A 20,339-nucleotide genomic window follows, 5' to 3' on the forward strand; every position below is an offset into this window, starting at 1 on the left:
GCCGCGGCATGCGCCGAGGTCACAGTTTCCCGCCCCGGCCGCCCTCGCGCCGCGCGGGCGCGATGAGGGTCGACAGATAGGGCAGCGGGGCGTCACCGAGCTCGGCGGCCCCCTGGACGGACTCCTCGGGCAGCCCCAGGGCGGAACCCCACACCGCGTCGTCGATCCGGCCGGTCTCCCGCAGCGCGGCGGCCACCTCATGGGCGAGCCGCCCGAACTTGTACGCGACGACCGTGCCGGGCCCGGCGAGCGCGTCCTTGAGCACGGCGGCCCCCGCGGTCACCGGCACCAGCGTCAGCGGCTCGGTGCCCTCGGTGAGGACGGCACCGCTGCGCGCGGCGAGGTCCTGCATGGCGGTGATCCCGGGCACGGTCTCCACCTCGACGCCGGGCACGAGCTCCGCGATGGTCTGCGCGAGGTAGGTGAACGTCGAGTACACGTTGGGGTCGCCGATCGTCGCGAACGCCACCGAGCCGTTCTCCCGCAGCAGCGCGGCGACCCGCTGACCGGCGGCGTCCCAGGCGGCCTCGCGGCGCTGGCGGTCGCTGCGCTCGTTCAGCGCGAACACGACGCGTACGACCTTGTCCTCGGGGACGTAGTGCAGCACGGTCGCCTCGGCCCGGCCGCGCTCCCCGCCGTCCGTCCCGTCGGCCGCGGCCATGACGGGCACGACGACGACGGCGGCGGCACGCAGGGCGTTGACGCCCTTGACGGTGACGAGCTCCGGGTCTCCGGGCCCGACCCCGACACCGGTCAGCTTGCTGCTCATGCTCCGCACCTCTCTACGAACCGACGGGCGATACCGGGTTCGGCGGCCCAATGCGTGTGCAGGTAACTCGCGTGCACACCTTGCTGTACGAAGCCTTCGAGGCGCCGCTCAGGAGCGTGCATCCCCCAGGCGGCGACCGCCCCGGCGCCCGGTTCGACGACGGTGCGGTGGAACTCGTGCCCGCGCAGCCGGGTCCCGGCGGCCGCGAGGGAACTGTCCGACACGGCGACGGCCTCGCGGTAGCCGAGGGTCAGCCGCTCGGACATGCGGGAGTGCGCGTCGAGCACCCCGCACATCGGCTTCCCGTCCAGCTCCCGGGTCAGATAGAGCAGTCCGGCGCACTCGGCGGCCACGGGCGCGCCGCTCAGGGCGAGTTCGGCGACGGCCTTGCGCAGCGGCTCGTTGGCGGAGAGCTCCGGCGCGTACACCTCGGGGAACCCGCCTCCGATGACCAGTCCGGCGGTGCCCGGCGGCAGTTCCTCGTCGTGCAGCGGATCGAAGGTGACGACCTCGGCTCCGGCGGCTTCGAGCAGCTCGGCGTGCTCGGCGTACGAGAAGGAGAACGCGGCGCCCCCGGCGACGGCGACGACGGGCCGCGTGCCACCGGCGGCAGCGGTGCCCGGATCCCAGGGCTCGGTGCCCAGCGCGGGCGCACTGCGGGCCAGGGCGAGCAACGCGTCCAGGTCGCACCCCTCCCGCACCTGCGCGGCCAGCGCGGCCACCGAATCCAGGGCCTCGGCCCGCCGCTCGGCCACCGGCACGAGCCCCAGGTGCCGCGAGGGAGCCCGCACCTGCGGGGCCCGCCCCAGCGCCCCGAGGACCGGCACGCCGGACGCGTCCAGGGCTTCCCGCAGGAGCTCCTCGTGGCGCGCGGAGCCCACCTTGTTGAGGATCACGCCCCCGATCCGCACCTCCGGGTCCCAGGACGCGAAGCCGTGCACCAGCGCGGCCACGGACCGGGACTGCGAGGACGCGTCGACGACGAGGACGACGGGCGCCCGCAGCAGCTTCGACACCTGTGCGGTGGAGGCGAGTTCACCCTGCCCCGAGGCACCGTCGTAAAGCCCCATGACGCCCTCGACCACCGCGACGTCGCATCCGCGTGCCCCGTGCGCGAACAGCGGAGCCACCATGTCGGGCCCGCACAGGTAGGCGTCGAGATTCCGGCCGGGGCGTCCCGTGGCCAGCGCGTGATACCCGGGATCGATGTAGTCGGGCCCCACCTTGTGCGGGGACACGGCGAGCCCGGCCGCCGAGAACGCGGCCATCAACCCCGTGGCGACGGTCGTCTTCCCGCTCCCGGAAGACGGCGCGGCGACCACAAGCCGAGCTACCACTCGATGCCCCTCTGGCCCTTCTGCCCGGCGTCCATCGGATGCTTGACCTTGGACATGTCGGTGACCAGATCGGCGAAGCCGACCAGGGCCTCGGGCGCGTTGCGCCCGGTGATGATCACGTGCTGGTTGCCGGGCCGCGTCCGGAGGGTCTCGACGACCTCGTCCACGTCGATCCAGCCCCAGTGCATGGGGTAGGCGAACTCGTCGAGGACGTACAGCTGGTACGTCTCGGCGGCGAGGTCGCGCTTGACCTGCTCCCAGCCCTCGCGGGCCTTCTCCTCGTTGCTCTGCTCGCCCTCGGCGGGCGCGCGCTGGATCCACGACCAGCCCTCGCCCATCTTGTGCCAGTCGACGGACCCGCCCTCGCCGGAGGCCCCGAGCACCTTGAGGGCGTTCTCCTCGCCGACCTTCCACTTCGCCGACTTCACGAACTGGAAGACCCCGATGGGCCACCCCTGATTCCAGGCCCGCAGCGCGAGCCCGAACGCGGCGGTGGACTTCCCTTTGCCGATCCCGGTGTGCACGATCACCAGCGGACGGTTGCGCCGCTGACGCGTGGTGAGCCCGTCGTCCGGCACCACGCTCGGCTGCCCCTGCGGCATCAGGCCACGCTCCTCATCCGAGTTCCCTGTACGTCCTTGACGAGCCCGGCGATGGACTCGGCCCGCAGCTCGTCGAGCGTCACGGCGGTCCCGCCGAGCTCACCCGCGAGCTGCCCCGCGAGCCCGAGCCGCACGGGCCCCGACTCGCAGTCCACGACCACGGAAGCGATCCCGGCCGACCCGAACAGCCGCGCCGCACGACCCGCCTGCGCCACCGGCTCCACGCCACCCGTGGCCCGGCCGTCCGTCACGACCACGACCAGCGGCCGTCGCGCCGGATCCCGCAGCTTCTCCACCCGCAGCACCTCGTGCGCCTTGAGCAGCCCGGCGGCGACAGGCGTACGCCCGCCGGTGGGCAGCGTCTCCAGTCGGGCGGCGGCGGCGTCCACGGAGGAGGTCGGGGGCAGCGCCACGGTGGCGTCCGCACCCCGGAAGGTGATGAGCCCGACCTTGTCCCGCCGCTGATACGCGTCAAGCAGCAGCGAGAGCACCGCGCCCTTCACGGCACTCATGCGCTGCCGGGCGGCCATGGACCCGGAGGCGTCCACGACGAAGAGCACGAGGTTGCCCTCACGCCCCTCCCGCGTCGCCTGCCGCAGATCGTCCCGCCGCACGACGAGCCCGCGCCCCGCGCGCCCGCGCGCCCGCTGATGCGGGGCCGCGGCCTGCACGGTGGCCGCCAGGTGCAGCTTGGTGAGCGCCCCCTGGGGCCGCCGGGCCCCGGTGGTCCGCCCGTGCTCGGTCCGCGCCCGGGAGCGGCGCCCCGCGGCGCCCTCGCCCAGGCCGGGCACGCTCAGCATCTTCGTGCGGAACGGCTCGGCGGCCCGCACGGCCTGCTGCTCGCCGCCACCGGCGGCCGGGGACTGCGCGGGGGAGGCGTTCTCGTCCTGCCCTGCTTCACCGCCCTCGCTCTCCGTGGCGGGAGCGTCGGAGGCGTCGGGGGTGCCTTCGGGGGTGTCAGGGGCGTCGGGCCCGCCCTCCGGCGGCCGGCCGCCGCCACCGGGGCCGCCGCCGTCCGGGTCGTCGTCCCCGCCGTCGCCCTCGTCGTCGGCCGACTGCTCCAGCGTGTCGTCGAGCTTGTCCTCGTCGAGGCCCGGCGCGTCGAAGGGGTTGCGGCGGCGCCGGTGCGGCAGCGCGAGGAGCGCGGCCTGCCGCACGTCCTCCGCCAGTACGTCCTCGCGCCCGGCCCAGGCGGCCAGGGCCGTCGCCGTACGCGCCATCACGATGTCGGCCCGCATCCCGTCGACCTCGAACGCGGCGCAGGTGGCCGCGATCTGCCGCAACGCGCCGTCACCGAGCCGTACGTGGGGAAGCAGGGCGCGCGCCGCGACGATCCGGGACCGCAGCGCGGACTCCTCGTCGTGCCACCGCGCGGCGAACCCCTCCGCGTCGTCGTCGTACGCGAGCCGTCGCCGTACGACCTCGACGCGCTGGTCGGTCTCCCGCGAGGCGGCGACCTCGACGGTGAGCCCGAACCGGTCGAGCAACTGCGGGCGCAGCTCGCCCTCTTCGGGGTTCATGGTGCCCACGAGCAGGAACCGCGCGGCATGCCGCACGGAGACGCCCTCACGCTCCACGTACGAGGCGCCCATCGCGGCGGCGTCGAGCAGCAGGTCGACCAAGTGGTCGTGCAGCAGGTTCACTTCGTCGACGTAGAGGATGCCGCGGTGGGCGTCGGCGAGCAGTCCCGGCTCGAAGGCCTTGACGCCCTCGGCGAGCGCACGCTCGATGTCCAGCGCCCCCACCAGGCGGTCCTCGGAGGCTCCGACGGGCAGCTCGACCATCCGCGCGTCCCGCACGGTGGCCCCGCCCGCGTCGTGCGGACCGTCGGGGCAGGCGGGGTCGGGGGCGGCCGGGTCGCACGAGAACCGGCAGCCGGCCACGACGGGCACCTGCGGAAGCAGGGCCGAAAGGGCCCGCACGGCCGTGGACTTGGCGGTGCCCTTCTCGCCGCGCACGAGCACGCCGCCGACGGCGGGGGACACGGCGTTGAGCAGCAGGGCGAGCCGCAGGTCGTCCTGTCCGACGAGGGCGGTGAACGGATAGGGGGTACTCACAAGGCCTCCATTGCGTGGTCCAGGGCGGGGCAGGGGACGGCGGGCCTCACCCGTCCCCCTCCAGCTCGCCCTCAAGCTCAAGGTAGGTGGCCCGGAGCCGCTCCAGGGTCCCCGCGTCCGGCTCGGCCCACAGCCCGCGCTCGGCAGCTTCGAGCAGCCGCTCGGAAATCCCGCGCAGCGCCCAGGGGTTGGACTTCTGCATGAACTCCCGGTTCTCGGGGTCGAAGACGTACTCGGCGGAGAGCTTCTCGTACATCCAGTCGTCGACCACGCCCGCCGTGGCGTCGTACCCGAAGAGGTAGTCCACGGTGGCGGCCATCTCGAAGGCCCCCTTGTACCCGTGGCGCCGCATGGCCGCCATCCAACGGGGGTTGACCACGCGGGCCCGGAAGACGCGGTGGGTCTCCTCGCCCAGGGTGCGGGTCTTCACCTGGTCGGGCGTCGCGGAGTCGCCGACGTACGCCTCGGGGGACTCGCCCGTCAGGTGCCGCACCATGGCGACCATGCCGCCGTGGTACTGGAAGTAGTCGTCCGCGTCGACCAGGTCGTGTTCCCGGGTGTCGACGTTCTTCGCGGCCACGGCGATCCGGCGGAAGGCCGTCTCCATGTCGCCGCGCGCGGCCTTGCCGTCGAGGCCGCGCCCGTACGCGTAGCCGCCCCACACCGCGTACACCTCGGCGAGGTCGGCGTCGCTGCGCCAGTTCCGCGCGTCGATCAGCGGAAGGAGACCGGCGCCGTACGCGCCCGGCTTGGAGCCGAAGATGCGGGAGGTGGCGCGCCTGCGGTCACCGTGCTCGCCGGTGTCCTCGTCGGCGTGCGCCCGTACGTAGTTGGACTCCGGGGCCTCGTCCAGCTCCGCCACGGCCCGCACCGCGTCGTCGATCAGGCCGATGACGTGCGGGAACGCGTCGCGGAAGAAGCCGGAGATCCGCACCGTCACATCGATGCGGGGCCGCCCGAGCTCCTCCACCGGCACGATCTCGAAGCCGGTCACGCGCCGCGACGCGTCGTCCCACACGGGACGGCAGCCGAGCAGCGCCAGGATCTCCGCGATGTCGTCGCCCTGGGTGCGCATCGCCGACGTGCCCCACACGGTCAGGCCGACGGACTTCGGGTAGTCGCCGGTGTCCGCCAGGTAGCGCGCGATGAGCGAGTCGGCGAGCGACTGGCCGACCTCCCAGGAGAGCCGCGAGGGGATCGCCTTGGGGTCGACGGAGTAGAAGTTGCGGCCGGTCGGCAGCACGTTCACGAGCCCGCGCGTGGGCGAACCGGAAGGACCGGCGGGGACGAATCCGCCGTCGAGCGCCAGCAGGATGTGCCCGATCTCGTCCGTGGTGCGGGCGAGACGCGGCACGACCTCCTCGCAGGCGAAGCCCAACACGGCCACGGTGGGCGGCAGTTCGACACCGACCACATCGCGTACGAGTTCCCGTACGGCCGCGAGCTCCCAGCCGCGCTCCTCCATGCCCTCGGCGAGGCGGCGGCAGAGCTGCTCCAGGAGGTCCAGGGCGTCCGCGCCGGACCGCGCGGGCCCGTCGACCAGCGAGGTGAGACCGTCGGCGACCTTCACCGCGGCGCCCGGCTCGGCCAGCAGCTCCTTCTCGCTCAGCCCGAAGTGCTCGGCGAGGCAGGCCCGCAGTCCGGGCAGGGCGTTGGCCTGACCGCCCCACACCTGCGAGGCGCGCAGCACGGCGAGGACCAGGTTGACGCGGGCCTCGCCCTCCGGGCCGCCGCCGAGGATGTGCAGACCGTCGCGGATCTGCACGTCCTTGATCTCGCACAGATAGCCGTCGATGTGCATGACGAACTCGTCGAAGGCGGTGTCGTCGGGCTGCTCGTCCACGTGCAGGTCGTGGTGGAGCTCGGCGGCCTTCACCAGCGTCCAGATCTGCGCCCGCACCGCAGGCGCCTTCGTCGGGTCCAGGTCGCTGACCAGCGCGTACTCGTCGAGGAGCTGCTCCAGCTTCGCCAGATCGCCGTACGTGTCCGCGCGCGCCATCGGCGGCACCAGGTGGTCCACCACCGTGGCGTGCCCGCGCCGCTTGGCCTGGGTGCCCTCGCCCGGGTCGTTCACGATGAACGGGTAGATCAGCGGCAGCTCGCCGAGTACCGCGTCCGGGGCGCAGCCCCCGCTCAGGCCGAGGCCCTTGCCCGGCAGCCACTCCATCGTGCCGTGCTTGCCCATGTGGACGACGGCGTCGGCGCCGAAGGACATCTCAAGCCAGCGGTAGGCCGCCATGTAGTGGTGCGAGGGCGGCATGTCGGGGTCGTGGTAGATCGCGATCGGGTTCTCGCCGAAGCCGCGCGGCGGCTGGATCATCACGACGACGTTCCCGAACTGCAGGGAGGCGAGCACGATGTCGTCGCCGTCCACGTACAGGTTGCCGGGCGGCTCGCCCCACGCCTCCAGCATGCCGTCGCGCAGCTCGGGGGCCAGCGTGTCGAACCACGCCTGATAGTCGGCGAGCGGCACGCGCGCGGGGGCGGCGGCCAGCTGCTCCTCGGTGAGCCACTCGACGTCGTGGCCACCGGCGTTGATGAGCCGGTGGATGAGCTCGTCGCCGTTGTCCGGGTGGCCCTCGACGACGTACCCGGCATCGCGCAGCGAGTCGAGCACCCGCACCGCCGACGCGGGGGTGTCCAGGCCGACGGCGTTGCCGACGCGCGAGTGCTTGGTCGGGTACGCGGTGAAGACCAGGGCGAGCTTCTTCTCCGCGTTCGGCTTGTGCTTCAACTGGGCGTGGCGCAGGGCGATTCCGGCGACCCGGGCGGCGCGCTCGGGGTCGGCGACGTACACCGGTACGTCGTCGGGGCCCTGCTCCTTGAAGGAGAACGGAACGGTGATGATGCGGCCGTCGAACTCGGGGATGGCGACCTGCATGGCCGCGTCCATGGGGGAGAGCGCGGCGTCCGACGCGTCCCACGTGGCGCGCGAGGAGGTCAGGCACAGTCCTTGCAGGACAGGGATGTTCAGGTCGGCGAGCGCGCCGATGTCCCAGGCCTCCTCGTCGCCGCCCGCGCTCGCGCCCGAGGCGTGCGTGCCGCCCGCCGCGAGGACGGTGGCGACCAGGGAGTCCGCCCGCCCCAGGATCTCGTACAGTCCCGCGTCCGCGCCGCGCAGCGAACCGCAGTACACGGCAAGGGCGTTGGCGCCCCGCGCCTCGATCGCCTCGCACAGCGTGTCGACGAAGCCGGTGTTACCGGAGAGCTGGTGCGCCCGGTAGAAGAGCACCCCCACGGTCGGCCGGCCCTCGACGAACGGGCGCGTGCCGTGCACCCCGTACTCGGGCATCTTCTTCGGCTCGGCGCTCTGCCGCTCATGGGCGTCACCGGAGCGCGCGGGTCCCGCCGCGAGGACGTCCTCCTTGAGGAACCGCACCAGCTCACGCAGGTTCTCCGCGCCGCCCTCGACGAGATACCGCAGGGCTTCCGCCACCGACCCCGCGTGCACGGTCGACTCGGCCATCAGCTCCGCGTCCGGCACGGCCTCGCCGCCGAGCAGCACCGTCGGGATCCCGGCGGCCTTCAGCGCCGCGAGCCCGTCCTCCCAGGCACGCTTGCCGCCGAGCAGGCGTACGACGGCGACGTCCGCGCCCTCGATCAGCGCGGGCAGCTCGTCCTGCACGTCGACCCGGGTCGGGTTGCCGATGCGGTAGGGGGCGCCGGAGGCACGGGCGGCAAGGAGGTCCGTGTCGGCGGTGGACAGAAGCAGGACGGTCATGAGGGTGCCCCCGGTGCGATGAAGGGGAGACCGGCGGGTGCGCCGGTCTCGATCAGGCTGAGCAGCGCGTCCGTGTCCGCGTGCCCTTCGATCAGGTCGCCGAGCAGGTCGAGCTGCTCCTCGCGCAGTGCGCCGAAGCTGGTGTCGGGCGCGGGCACGAATCGGCGCCCGGCGGCGCGGGCCACCTCGGTGAGGAAACGCCGCCGGAACGCGTCGCTCTCCAGCGAGCCGTGCCAGTGCGTGCCCCACACCTCGCCGACACGGCAGCCGTCCAGGAAGGGCTCTCCGCCCAGGATCTGAGCGACGCCGTGATGGATCTCGTACCCCTCGACGGGTTCTCCGAGGGCCTCGCCGACGGGCCGCGCGAGGGTCTTCTCCCGCTCGAACCGGACGCGCACGGGCAGCAGTCCGAGCCCGTCCACGGCGCCCGCCCGCGACTCGACGTCGTCCTCGATGTGCTCGCCGAGCACCTGGAAGCCGCCGCAGATCCCGAGCACGGGCCGCCCCTCGGCGGCACGCCGGGCGATGGCGTCCGCGAGGCCGCGTTCGCGCAGCCACTCCAGGGCACGCACGGTCCCGCGCGTGCCGGGGACGATCACCAGGTCGGCGTCGACGAGTTCCTCGGCCCGGTCCACGAACCGCACGACGACGCCCGGTTCGGCGGCCAGCGCGTCCACGTCCGTGAAGTTCGACATCAGCGGTACGGCACAGACGGCGACCCGCAGCACGTCCGCACCGATCGGGGGAGCGACCACGGACTCCCGCACGGCGCCCCGCAGGGACACCCGGAGCCCGTCCTCCTCGTCGATGCCGAGGCCGTGCTGGAACGGCAGCACACCGAACGTCCGCCGCCCGGTGAGCTCATGGAGCATGTCGAGCCCCGGTTCGAGCAGCGAGACGTCGCCCCGGAACTTGTTGACGAGGTACCCGGCGACCAGCTCCTGGTCCTGGGCGCTCAGCAGCGCGGTGGTCCCGAAGAAGGAGGCGAAGACGCCCCCGCGGTCGATGTCTCCCACCACGACCACGGGGAAGCGGGCGGCCCGCGCGATCCCCATGTTCACGATGTCCGTACGCCGCAGATTGATCTCGGCGGGACTGCCCGCGCCTTCACAGATCACGGCGTCATAGCTGCCCCGAAGTTCCTCCAGGCATCCCACGACGGTGGAGAGCAGCGCTTCCTGCCGCCCTCCGTGGTAGCCCCTGGCGCTCATCTCGCCCACGGGCTTGCCCATCAGGACGACCTGGCTGCTGCGGTCGCTGCCCGGCTTGAGCAGCACGGGGTTCATCAGCGCGCTCGGCTCGACCCGGGCGGCCTGCGCCTGCATGGCCTGGGCCCGCCCGATCTCGGCACCCTCGCGCGTGACGAAGGAGTTGAGGGACATGTTCTGCGCCTTGAAGGGCGCGACGGAGACCCCCTTGCGGGCCAGCCACCGGCAGATCCCGGCGGTGACGACGCTCTTCCCCGCGTCGGACGTCGTCCCGGCGACGAGCAGTCCACCGCTCATGAGGCCCTGCCTTTCCGTAGTGTGCTCACGGCCGCGGCGACGCCCAGGGCCAGCAGCCCGACCCGCCGCGACAGCTTCACGGCCCGCTCGATGTCGGCGACCTCGACGCCCCGCCCGGCCTCGTTGAGGACAGGTCGGTGCTCGACACGCCCCGCGTACGAGAGCGTCCCCCCGAGCCGTACGCCCAACGCCCCGGCGAAGGAGGCCTCGACGGGCCCCGCGTTGGGGCTCGGATGCTTCGCCGCATCGCCGCGCCAGGCGCGCAGGGCTCCCCGCGGCGCGTCCCCGGCGGCAGCCGCGAGCACGGCGGTGAGCCGGGCCCCGGGCCACCCCAGTACGTCGTCGAGCCGCGCGGAGGCCCAGCCGTAGCGCCGGTACCTCGCGGATTTGTGCCCGACCATGGCGTCGAGGGTGTTGACGGCCCGGAAGGCGACGAGCCCGGGAACGCCGCCGACGGCGCCCCACACGAGCGCCCCGACCACGGCGTCGGAGGTGTTCTCGGCGACGGACTCGACCACGGCGCGCGCGATGCCGTCGGCGTCCAGCGCCTGCGGGTCCCGGCCGCACAGATGCGGCAGCCGCTCCCGCGCCACCTCGATGTCCCCGGCGGCCAGCGCGCCGCCGACGGCCCGCGCCTCACGCCCCAGCGAGGTGCCGCCGACCACGGCCCAGGTGGTGGCGGCGGTCAGCGCGACGGATGCGGCGCGCGAGTCACGTACGAGAGAAGAGGCCAGGACGGCGGCACCGGCCGCACCTCCGGCACACACCACGGCATGCAGGGCGCCCCACCCGCGGTGGTCACGCCACAGCACACGCTCGACGGCAGCGGCGGCCCGCCCGAACGCGGCGACCGGATGCCCGCGGCGGGGATCGCCGAGGAACAGGTCACCGAGGAGGCCGGCGGCGGCGCCGTACGCGAAGTCGCGATCGGCACGCATCGGTTCAGCCGGCCGTTGTGCCGAGAGGAGAGCTCACGCTCGGGAACTGGTCCGGCAATGGGCGGCCGCGCATGGCGATATGTCCTCACTCAGGGTGTCCGCGCCCTGGTTCGACGTGATCGGCGGCGAGAGTTCCTGGCTTCCGAGGAGTCAGTTCCTCGATGACAGTGGCGGGACCGCGCCGGATTCGCACCGGCTTCCTCTCCTGCTGCCGTATTGGCTCCGGCAGTCCACCACGGCCCGCGAAGGCCCGTCAACTCGCCGTTGACCTGCGACGGGAGAGTGTGCTGAGGCCCACAGCCGGGCCTCTGACGGCTCCTTGCCGAGCCCACGGACAAAAGTGGGGTGCGGGACGCCGAAGCGTCCCGCACCCCACTGAGAACCGCCGTCGTCAGGCGACGATCAGATAGATCCCGTACGCCACTGCCGCCGCGCAGAGCGCGAAGCACACGTACGCGCCCGTGCGTGCCGCCGCGGCGGTGCCGCCCGCGGCCGAGGGGGCGCCGGACGTCGCCGCCTCGCGCTTGGCGAGGCCGACGATGCCGAGGGTGAACAGGCCCACCAGGGCCACCGTCACCGCGAGGCTGACTCCGAAGACGGAGCCGAGAGCTGCCCAGTCGATGTCCATGCTGACTTTTCCTTACACCGTTGCGGGCCGGGCGGGGTCCGCCACGGTGCTGGTCGGGGCCGGGATGGTGGTCTTGACGAGGTCGACGTCGGTGCTGGTCACGGCCGACCCGGTGGGCGGCGGACTGACGGCGGCGATCGCGGTGGTCACGACACCGGCGGGCTCGGCGTCGAGAGCGCCGGGCTCGTCGTTCGTGACGTTCGTGTGGTCGACGGCGTTGCGCCGGGACAGCACCCAGATCACGGCCGAGCCGGCCACCAGCAGCGCGGCGGTCGCCGCGACGCCCCAGGGGCCCTGCTTGGTGAGGAACTCCGCGCCCGCGCCGACCAGACCGGCGGCCGGCAGGGTGAGGCCCCAGGCGACGAACATCCGGGTCGCCGTGGACCAGCGGACCACGCCGCCCTTGCGGCCGAGGCCCGCGCCCATCACGGCGCCCGAGCAGACCTGGGTGGTGGAGAGCGAGAAGCCGATGTGCGAGGAGGCGAGGATCGCGGTCGCGGCGCTGGTCTGGGCGGCGAAGCCCTGCTGCGGCGCGAGGTCCGTGAGGCCCTTGCCCATGGTGCGGATGATGCGCCAGCCGCCGAGGTACGTGCCGAGCGCGATGGCGACACCGGCCGAGACGATGACCCACATCGGGGGGTTGGCACCCGGGTTCAGGACGCCGCCGGTGATCAGGGCGAGCGTGATGATGCCCATGGTCTTCTGCGCGTCGTTCGTGCCGTGCGCCAGCGAGACGAGGCCGGCGGAGGCGATCTGACCGGTGCGGTAGCCCTTGGCGGTCGCCCTGGTGTCGGTGTTGCGCCCGATGCGGTACGTCAGGCGCGTGGCCAGCGTCGCGGCGATGCCGGCCACCAGGGGCGCGGCGATCGCGGGGATCAGGATCTTGGTGACGACGGTGCCGCCGTTGATCGACGACCAGCCCATCGACATGACAGCGGCGCCGATGAGGCCGCCGAAGAGTGCGTGGGAGGAACTGGAGGGCAGGCCCACCAGCCAGGTCAGCAGATTCCAGAGGATCGCGCCGACCAGGGCCGCGAAGATCACCTCTGTCTTCAGTCCGTCCTCGTTGACGATGCCGCCGGAGATGGTCTTGGCGACTTCGACGGAGAGGAAAGCGCCGACGAGGTTCAGCACGGCGGACATGGCCACCGCCGTCTTGGGCTTGAGAGCGCCAGTCGAGATGGTGGTCGCCATCGCGTTGGCTGTGTCGTGGAAACCGTTCGTGAAGTCGAACACGAGAGCGGTAACGATCACGATCCCGAGGAGAAGCGTGATGTGTTCCATTTACCCAGGCTTCTGTTGGACGTCAGTGGCAAGTGGAACGTAGGCAATGTGGGTGAACGGAAAGTGAACTGGGTCGGGCCGTGCGGTGACCCAATGCGCGGCACTGTCACTCCGGTTGTGCCGGGGCCCTGACGAAGATCGCCCGGAGCGGCGGCCGGAAGCCTGGATTCCGGGCTTCTGGGGTGCCTGGCCCGTGCCCGGCCGCCCCCGGGCGAACCTCTTCAGCGGTCCGGCGATCCGTTGGAGAGATCCTGATCACCCCGTAGGGGTGGTGGCGCAGAGGGGCGCCTTCTCGGCCTGCCCGTGGCCGAAACCGGAATCCCGGCGAGGGCTGCTGGCAGGATCACCGCATGACGGAGCAGCGGGGCGAAGGCGACGAAGGCCGGCAGGGTGCGATGGAGCGGGCGTGGGAAGAGCTGGTGGCGGCGGCCCGCAGAACGGTGGCGGACGGTCTGGTGGTCGGCACCTCGGGCAATGTCTCGGTGCGCGTCGGCGGCACGATCCTCGTCACCCCCAGCGGGGTGCCGTACGACCGCCTGACGGCGCGGGACGCGGTCGGTGTCGACGCGGACGGCAACCAGCTCTTCGGCGACCTCGCCCCGACCAGCGAACTGCCCATGCACCTGGCGGTCTACCGCACCACGCACGCCGGAGCCGTGGTCCACACCCACGCGGTGCACGCCACCGCCGTCTCCACCCTGGTCCCGGAACTCCCGCCCATCCACTACATGACGGCCGCCCTCGGCGGCCCGGTCCGGGTCGCCCGGTATGCGCCGTACGGCTCGGACGAGCTGGCCGAGAACATGCTCCGGGCCCTCAGGGAGCGCACCGGCTGCCTGCTCCAGAACCACGGAACCATCACCTACGGGGACACCCTGGACCAGGCGTACGACCGCACGGCGCAGCTGGAGTGGATGTCCCGCCTCTGGCTGACGGCCAGCTCCGTGCCCGGCCACGCCCCGAGCCTCCTGTCCGCGGGGCAGCTCAGGGAAGCGGCGGACAGACTGCGGGGCTACGGAAAGCGGTGACACGGCAGCGGCTCCGCCTCCGGACGCCCGGGGGCGAGCCCGTGACGCCGCGGACGAACTGACATCACCCCGCGGGCCCCGCCCACTGGCCCAGGACCCGTCAGGGCCGGACACTGGGCAGGTGCGCCCAGCCAAAGCGACGGCAACGGCCGTCACCGCCGTCACGACCGCCCTCATGGGCGGCGCAGCCGCCGTCGCCGCGGGCCGGTTCGCCAGCAACGCGGCCCTGAAAGCGCCGGCGGGCCGCCCGCTGCCGACCGAGCCCCGCCTCACCGTCCACTCCACGGCCGCGGGCCAGATCACCCTGACCCGCGCCCTCGCGAGCCTGCGCCCCGGCACGTACGGCCTCAGCGGCAACGGCAGCCACGCCGTGATCGGGCCCGTCCTGGACTCCGCGCCGCACGAGGCGGACACCGTCGTACGCCGCCTGGAGCGCGTCACGCACGGCTCCCTGGAACCCGGCGCGAAGGTCTGGCTCACCCCGCAGGTCCACATCGGCGACCCGCACGCCGCCCTGGACATCGACCACGCGGACGTCGACATCCCCGGCGAACTCGGCGGCCTGCCCGCCTGGTTCGTGCCGGGCGTCCGCGACACCTGGGTGATCACCGTGCACGGCCTGGGCACCACCCGCGAGCACCCCATGGTCGTCATGGACTTCCTGCACCGCCAGCAATTCCCGGTGCTCGACCTCGCCTACCGAGGCGACCTCGGCGCGCCCCGCTCCCCGGACGGCCTCGGCCACCTCGGCGAGACCGAGTGGCGCGACCTGGACGCGGCCATCCGCTACGCCGTGCGCTACGGCGCCGAGAACGTGATCCTGCACGGCTGGTCCACCGGCGGCGCCATGGCCCTGCACGCCGCCGCGTACTCGGCTCTGCGTGACCGGATCAGCGGCATCGTCCTGGACTCCCCGGTCCTCAACTGGGAGACCACGCTGCGCGCGCTCGCCGCGGCCCGGCGCACACCGGGCGCCCTGCTGCCGCTCGCGGTGCGCGCCGCCCAGGGCCGCACGGGCCTGCGCGGCGACCGCATCCTGGAGGCGGCCGACCCCGGGGTGCTCAAGGTCCCCACGCTCCTCTTCCACGGCCCCGACGACGTGATCGCCCCCTGGGCGCTTTCCCGTCAACTGGCCGAGCGGCGCCCGGAACTGGTCACTCTGCACACCGTTCCGGATGCGCCCCACGGAGCCATGTGGAACGCCGACCCCGCGGCCTACGAAGAGGCGCTGCGACGCTTCCTCACGCCCCTCATGTAGCGCGTGAAAGCCCTCTGACACAGCGCCCCAAAGCCTTGCGCAAGCATTCCGTTTGGGTTTTCGGACGGTCACCAGGAAGACTGCTCCCGTGACGTCCCGTATCCCGCGCGACTCAAGGCTCCGACTCGTCCGCGCTCAGTCCCCCAGGGCCGACAGGCGAGCGGGGGCGGAGCGCGGCACAGCGCGGCCCCTGACCGCCCCCGGCGCAGTGACACAGCAGCGTGCGCGCCGTCCCGCGCCCCGCCCGCCCGAGGGCACACCCGCCCCCGGCGAGCTGGCCCGGATGGCCCGCAAAAGCCTCGCCGACGCCGTGCGGCTCGCCCGCTGGGCGGACGCCTCGCTGCACCCGGGACGCAGCCGCGCCGCGGCCCCGGACGCCAAAGGCGGGGAGGGCGCCCGCGGCACCCTCTCCACCGCCACCGCCGAACGGGCCGCCGCGGACCTCTCGCTGACCCCGGATCAGGTCCGCGCCGACTGGGACACCGCACGGCTCGCCGGCCTCATCGAGGTGCACGGCGACACCGCGCGCCCCGGCTGGCGGCTGCGCGCCTGGGACCGCGACGACGCCGCCGTGCTGCGCGGCTGGGTCGCCCTCTTCGACGCCTGGTCGCTCGCGCACGCGGCCTCGCGCGAACTGGCGCCCGCCCTCGTGGCCGAGACCGTCGAGGCCATGCCGCAGCTCCTCACCCTGCTGCAGCTCTCCGCGGGCCCCGTCCCCGTGCCACAGCTCCTGGACCTCCTCGACCAGCGCGTCACGGAACTGCGCACGGAACGCTGCGAGATCCCCTACGGCCCGCAGCCCGAGCCGGTGGACCCGGCCGACACCCCCTCCCTCGCCACCCTCCTGGACTGGGCGCTGCGTGGCCTGTCCGCCGTCGGCGCGCTGACGTACGCCGACGGGCAGGCCACCCTGACGCCACTCGGCTCCTGGGCGGTCTGGGTCAAGCTGGAACAGATCTGCGTGGCCGCGCAGAGCCCCGCGGGGAACATCGAGCAGTCCGCCGAGGACATGCTCCGCGGCTGCGCGCGGCTGCGCCCGAACGCGGCCCGCTCCGAGTACCGCGCCTGGCTCGCCGCCCGCCCCGTCGGCAGCGCCGTCGCCGAGCTGCTCACCGCGGCCCGCGGCGAGGACGCCCTGCTGCGCGGCCTCGCCTTCGAGGCCCTGCGGGTGGTCGGCGCCCCGGCCGAGGCGGAAGTGCGGGCCGTCGTGGACGAGACCTCGCTGCGGCCCTACGCCCTGATCTGGCTGGCCGAGCAGGAGGGCGCCGACCCCGAGGACGTCCATCTCGTCCTGACGCGGGACGAGTCGACGTGGCTGTGGGTCGACACCGCCGCGGCCGTCGCCGACCACGGGGAGATCCATCTCCTCGTACGGCACCTGGAGTCCGCGGTGCAGCCCACGGTGCCCGCGCTCCTCGACGAGGTCCGCCGCATCGGCCATCCCCGTACGGTCCAGGTCCTGGTCGCCCTCGCCGCGGCCCACCCCGACCCGGCGCTCGCCAAGGCGGTGCGCCGGGCGGCCTTCCAGGTGCACACCGGCGGCGTCTGAACCCAGAGGGTCACCGGAAGGTGTTGCACTGCGCCATGTCGCCGGTGCGGTAGCCCTGGTAGAACCACTGCTGCCGCTGCTCGGCCGAGCCGTGCGTCCAGGACTCGGGGGTGACCCGGCCCTGGAACTTCTCCTGGATGCGGTCGTCGCCCACGGCGGCCGCCGCGTCCAGGCCCTCGCGGATGTCCGCCTCGGTGAGGCTGGTGATCAGCGGCTTGCCCGTCTTGTCGTCGGGGGTACGGGTCGCGTGCCGCGCCCAGACGCCCGCGTAGCAGTCGGCCTGCAGCTCGACCTTCACCGCGTTGCTGTTCTGCCCCGTCCGCCCGTCCTGGGAGCGCTGCAGCGTCCCCATCAGGTTCTGCACGTGGTGCCCGTACTCGTGCGTCACGACGTACGCCTGGGCGAAGGGGCCGCCGCTGGAGCCGAACTTGGTCCGCAGCTCCTCGAAGAAGCCCAGGTCCAGATAGACCTTCCGGTCGCCGGGGCAGTAGAACGGGCCGACCGCCGACGTCGCCGCGCCGCACGCCGTGCCCACCCGGCTGGTGAACAGGACCGTCGACGCGGGGGTGTAGCTCGCGTTCCTGCGCCGGAACTCCGCACGCCAGAAGTCCTGCACGCTGTTGACCACCGCCACGATGCGGCAGTCCTCCTTGGTGTTCGCGTCCTGGCCCGTATGGCAGGTCTGCTGGACCTGCGCGAGGGACGAGGAGGTGGCGGCGGGCTCGTCGTTGCCCGACGAGAGGCCGAGCTGGTCAGGGCCGACCCCGAAGAGCAGCCCGAGGACCAGCGCGATCAGGCCCGCGATGCCGCCGCCGACCGTCGCCTTGCCGCCGGGGATCCGGCTGCCCCGCACGTCCTGCACCTCGGACGTGTCCAGATCGGCGTCGTCGTCGAACTGCATGGGCGCACCACCCTCTGCCTCGCATCCGGGGCGGCGTCGCGCCGCCCTGTGCCGAGATGTCGGCGCCTTCATCCTGGTATGCCCCACTCCGTGCGGCGCCGGACGGGGGTCCGAACGGGGGACCCCGGCGATCGGTGCGCCGTGTCGCGGCCGTCGCCCGGCGCCGTGCGGCGCCGCCGCCGCTACGCTCTGCGCCTGTTCCATGGGCAGAGGTACCGGCAGATGTGCCGCAGAGGGGTGGCGTCGTGTCCGTAGTGCCGTTCGAGGTGACCGGATCCGGGTCCGTGGGACCGGCGTCCGCCCGCCGCGGCTCGCGGCTCGCCCTCCCGGTGGCCCTCGGCCTGCTCGCCCTGCCGCTCATCACCGCGGCCCACCACTCACGGCCCGCCCCCTACGGAGACCACGTCACCGTCCACGCGCGCGTGGCCGACGGCACCGCCGCCCCCGAGCTCCGCACGACGGGGCGATCGGTCCGGGCGTACGACCCGGCGACCGGGCGCCCCCGCTGGACGTACAGCCGCGAGGGAGCGCGCCCGCTCGCGCTGCTGCCCGTACCCGGGCACGCCGTCGCGCTCTGGAGCGACGGCCTGGTCACCGACACCGCACGCGCCGACGGCAGCAACGTCCGCTGGCACCGCGCCATCCCCGGCAGCGCCCCCTGGCTGCGCTCGCCCGCCGCCCGCGAAGCCGCCGGAGTCCTCCAGCCGCTCGACCCCCGCGGCCGCATGCTCGCCGTCGTCACCCCGCAGCGCATCGCCGCCTACCGCAGCGCCGACGGCGACCTGCGCTGGGTGCTGCCCGCCCGCGGCGGCTGCGCCTTCGAGCCCGCCCGTGCCGTGCGCCACCGGGGCGCCCTGATGGTGGCCCAGCCCTGCGACGACCCCGCGACACCGTGGACCTCGCAGCTGATCGCCGTGGACGGCCTCGGGCGGATCGTGCCCCGCCGCACGCCCCTGGGCAACGAGCTGCCGGGCGGCGCCCCCGGGGACGTGCCGACCCGGGCAGAAAAAGAGCTTGCAGCGCCCCGTTAGAATTGGCCGCATGGCCATTCTCCTCGTGCATTAGACGGCGTGATCGCCTTCAGCCCTTCCGCCGTCCATCCCACCCCCTGCCCAGGAGTCTGTCCGTGATCACCGCTTCCGGCATCGAGCTGCGCGCCGGCGCCCGCATCCTCATCGAGAACGCCACCTTCCGTATCGCCAAGGGCGACCGCATCGGTCTGGTGGGCCGCAACGGAGCGGGCAAGACCACGCTCACCAAGTGCCTCGCCGGTGAGGGCATCCCGGCCGGCGGCACCATCAGCCGCTCCGGAGAGGTCGGCTACCTCCCGCAGGACCCGCGCACCGGCGACCTGGACGTGCTCGCCCGCGACCGCATCCTCTCCGCCCGCGGCCTCGACACCCTGATCCGCAAGATGCGCGAGAACGAACAGCGCATCGCCAACGGCTCGGGCGGCACCCGCGACAAGGCGATGAAGCAGTACGAGCGCCAGGAGACGGAGTTCCTCACCAAGGGCGGTTACGCCGCCGAGGCCGAGGCCTCCACCATCGCCGCCGCGCTCAGCCTCCCCGACCGCGTGCTCGGCCAGCCCCTCCACACGCTCTCCGGTGGTCAGCGCCGCCGCGTCGAGCTGGCCCGCATCCTCTTCTCGGACGCCGACACCCTGCTCCTCGACGAACCGACGAACCACCTCGACGCCGACTCCATCGTCTGGCTCAGGGACTACCTCAAGTCCTACCGCGGCGGCTTCATCGTGATCTCCCACGACGTCGAACTGGTCGAGACGGTCGTGAACAAGGTCTTCTATCTGGACGCCAACCGCGCCCAGATCGACGTCTACAACATGGGCTGGAAGCTCTACCAGCAGCAGCGCGAGTCCGACGAGAAGCGCCGCAAGCGCGAGCGCCAGAACGCCGAGAAGAAGGCCAGCCAGCTCCACTCGCAGGCCGACAAGATGCGCGCCAAGGCCACCAAGACCGTCGCCGCGCAGAACATGGCCAAGCGCGCCGACAAGCTACTCGCCGGTCTGGACGAGGTGCGCCAGAGCGACAAGGTCGCCAAGCTGCGCTTCCCGGACCCCTCGCCCTGCGGCAAGACGCCGCTGATGGCGGAGGGCCTCTCGAAGTCGTACGGCTCCCTGGAGATCTTCACGGACGTCGACCTCGCCATCGACAAGGGCTCGCGCGTGGTCATCCTCGGCCTCAACGGCGCGGGCAAGACCACGCTCCTGCGGCTCCTCGGCGGCGCCGAGAAGCCCGACACCGGACAGGTCATCGAGGGCCACGGCCTCAAGCTCGGCTACTACGCGCAGGAGCACGAGACCCTCGACCCGGAGCGCACGGTCCTGGAGAACATGCGCTCGGCCGCCCCCGACCTCGACCTCGTCGCGGTGCGCAAGACGCTCGGTTCGTTCCTCTTCTCCGGCGACGACGTCGACAAGCCCGCGGGCGTCCTGTCCGGCGGCGAGAAGACCCGTCTGGCCCTCGCCACCCTGGTGGTCTCCTCCGCCAACGTGCTGCTCCTCGACGAGCCCACGAACAACCTCGACCCGGCGAGCCGCGAGGAGATCCTCGGCGCCCTGCGCACCTACAAGGGCGCGGTCGTCCTCGTCACGCACGATGAAGGCGCCGTGGAGGCGCTCCAGCCGGAGCGGATCATCCTGCTGCCCGACGGCGTCGAGGACCTCTGGGGCCAGGACTACGCGGATCTGGTCGCTCTCGCCTGATCCCCGGGCCCCCGTCGGGGCGTCCACATTGGTTGAT

General features: G+C 73.1%; 15 protein-coding genes and 1 riboswitch. Of the genes, 5 read left to right on the forward strand and 10 right to left on the reverse strand.

The window, feature by feature from the left end; genetic code table 11:
- Positions 1–19: 19 nt before the first annotated feature.
- From cobI to OG302_RS31845, 9 genes are all read right to left on the reverse strand, one after another.
- Positions 20–769, reverse strand: a complete 750-nt coding sequence (gene cobI / locus OG302_RS31805; protein WP_371529913.1) for a precorrin-2 C(20)-methyltransferase — start codon at positions 767–769, stop codon at positions 20–22.
- Positions 766–2,106, reverse strand: a complete 1,341-nt coding sequence (locus tag OG302_RS31810; RefSeq protein ID WP_371529914.1) for a cobyrinate a,c-diamide synthase — start codon at positions 2,104–2,106, stop codon at positions 766–768. Before OG302_RS31810 ends, cobI begins: the two co-directional genes overlap by 4 nt.
- Entirely contained in the window at positions 2,100–2,708 is a 609-nt protein-coding gene (cobO, locus tag OG302_RS31815; RefSeq protein WP_361826197.1) for a cob(I)yrinic acid a,c-diamide adenosyltransferase, read from the reverse strand. Before cobO ends, OG302_RS31810 begins: the two co-directional genes overlap by 7 nt.
- Positions 2,708–4,765 carry a putative cobaltochelatase gene (locus OG302_RS31820; protein WP_371529915.1) on the reverse strand — a complete coding sequence of 686 codons (2,058 nt, stop codon included), beginning with the start codon at positions 4,763–4,765 and terminating at the stop codon, positions 2,708–2,710. Before OG302_RS31820 ends, cobO begins: the two co-directional genes overlap by 1 nt.
- A gap of 46 nt (positions 4,766–4,811) precedes the next feature.
- On the reverse strand, positions 4,812–8,486 hold the full coding sequence (gene cobN / locus OG302_RS31825) for a cobaltochelatase subunit CobN (RefSeq protein ID WP_371529916.1): 3,675 nt from the start codon (positions 8,484–8,486) through the stop codon (positions 4,812–4,814).
- Positions 8,483–9,991: a cobyric acid synthase gene (locus OG302_RS31830; protein ID WP_371529917.1), complete on the reverse strand. Its 1,509-nt coding sequence runs from the start codon at positions 9,989–9,991 to the stop codon at positions 8,483–8,485. Before OG302_RS31830 ends, cobN begins: the two co-directional genes overlap by 4 nt.
- Entirely contained in the window at positions 9,988–10,929 is a 942-nt protein-coding gene (locus OG302_RS31835) for a cobalamin biosynthesis protein (RefSeq protein ID WP_371529918.1), read from the reverse strand. Before OG302_RS31835 ends, OG302_RS31830 begins: the two co-directional genes overlap by 4 nt.
- A 108-nt stretch (positions 10,930–11,037) precedes the next feature.
- Positions 11,038–11,180, reverse strand: a riboswitch (cobalamin riboswitch).
- Between the two features lie 140 nt (positions 11,181–11,320).
- Positions 11,321–11,557 (reverse strand): hypothetical protein, encoded by a 237-nt coding sequence (locus tag OG302_RS31840; RefSeq protein ID WP_371529919.1) that lies wholly within the window; start codon positions 11,555–11,557, stop codon positions 11,321–11,323.
- Positions 11,558–11,569: 12 nt separating this feature from the next.
- On the reverse strand, positions 11,570–12,841 hold the full coding sequence (locus OG302_RS31845) for an anion permease (protein ID WP_371529920.1): 1,272 nt from the start codon (positions 12,839–12,841) through the stop codon (positions 11,570–11,572).
- 350 nt (positions 12,842–13,191) lie between these two features.
- Here OG302_RS31845 and OG302_RS31850 point away from each other — a divergent pair, with 350 nt between their 5' ends.
- From OG302_RS31850 to OG302_RS31860, 3 genes are all read left to right on the forward strand, one after another.
- Positions 13,192–13,869: a class II aldolase/adducin family protein gene (locus tag OG302_RS31850; RefSeq protein ID WP_371529921.1), complete on the forward strand. Its 678-nt coding sequence runs from the start codon at positions 13,192–13,194 to the stop codon at positions 13,867–13,869.
- Between the two features lie 121 nt (positions 13,870–13,990).
- Entirely contained in the window at positions 13,991–15,127 is a 1,137-nt protein-coding gene (locus OG302_RS31855; RefSeq protein WP_371529922.1) for an alpha/beta hydrolase, read from the forward strand.
- Between the two features lie 88 nt (positions 15,128–15,215).
- Positions 15,216–16,676 carry a hypothetical protein gene (locus tag OG302_RS31860; RefSeq protein WP_371529923.1) on the forward strand — a complete coding sequence of 487 codons (1,461 nt, stop codon included), beginning with the start codon at positions 15,216–15,218 and terminating at the stop codon, positions 16,674–16,676.
- Between the two features lie 10 nt (positions 16,677–16,686).
- On the opposite strand, the gene OG302_RS31865 is transcribed toward OG302_RS31860, so the two are convergent.
- Positions 16,687–17,577, reverse strand: a complete 891-nt coding sequence (locus OG302_RS31865; protein WP_361826167.1) for a neutral zinc metallopeptidase — start codon at positions 17,575–17,577, stop codon at positions 16,687–16,689.
- A gap of 245 nt (positions 17,578–17,822) precedes the next feature.
- On the opposite strand from OG302_RS31865, the gene OG302_RS31870 reads away from it, so the two are divergent.
- On the forward strand, positions 17,823–18,608 hold the full coding sequence (locus tag OG302_RS31870; RefSeq protein ID WP_371529924.1) for a hypothetical protein: 786 nt from the start codon (positions 17,823–17,825) through the stop codon (positions 18,606–18,608).
- 95 nt (positions 18,609–18,703) lie between these two features.
- Positions 18,704–20,302 (forward strand): ABC-F family ATP-binding cassette domain-containing protein, encoded by a 1,599-nt coding sequence (locus OG302_RS31875; RefSeq protein ID WP_371529925.1) that lies wholly within the window; start codon positions 18,704–18,706, stop codon positions 20,300–20,302.
- Positions 20,303–20,339: the final 37 nt, after the last annotated feature.

The sequence above is a fragment of the Streptomyces sp. NBC_01283 genome, assembly GCF_041435335.1.
Lineage (GTDB): Bacteria > Actinomycetota > Actinomycetes > Streptomycetales > Streptomycetaceae > Streptomyces.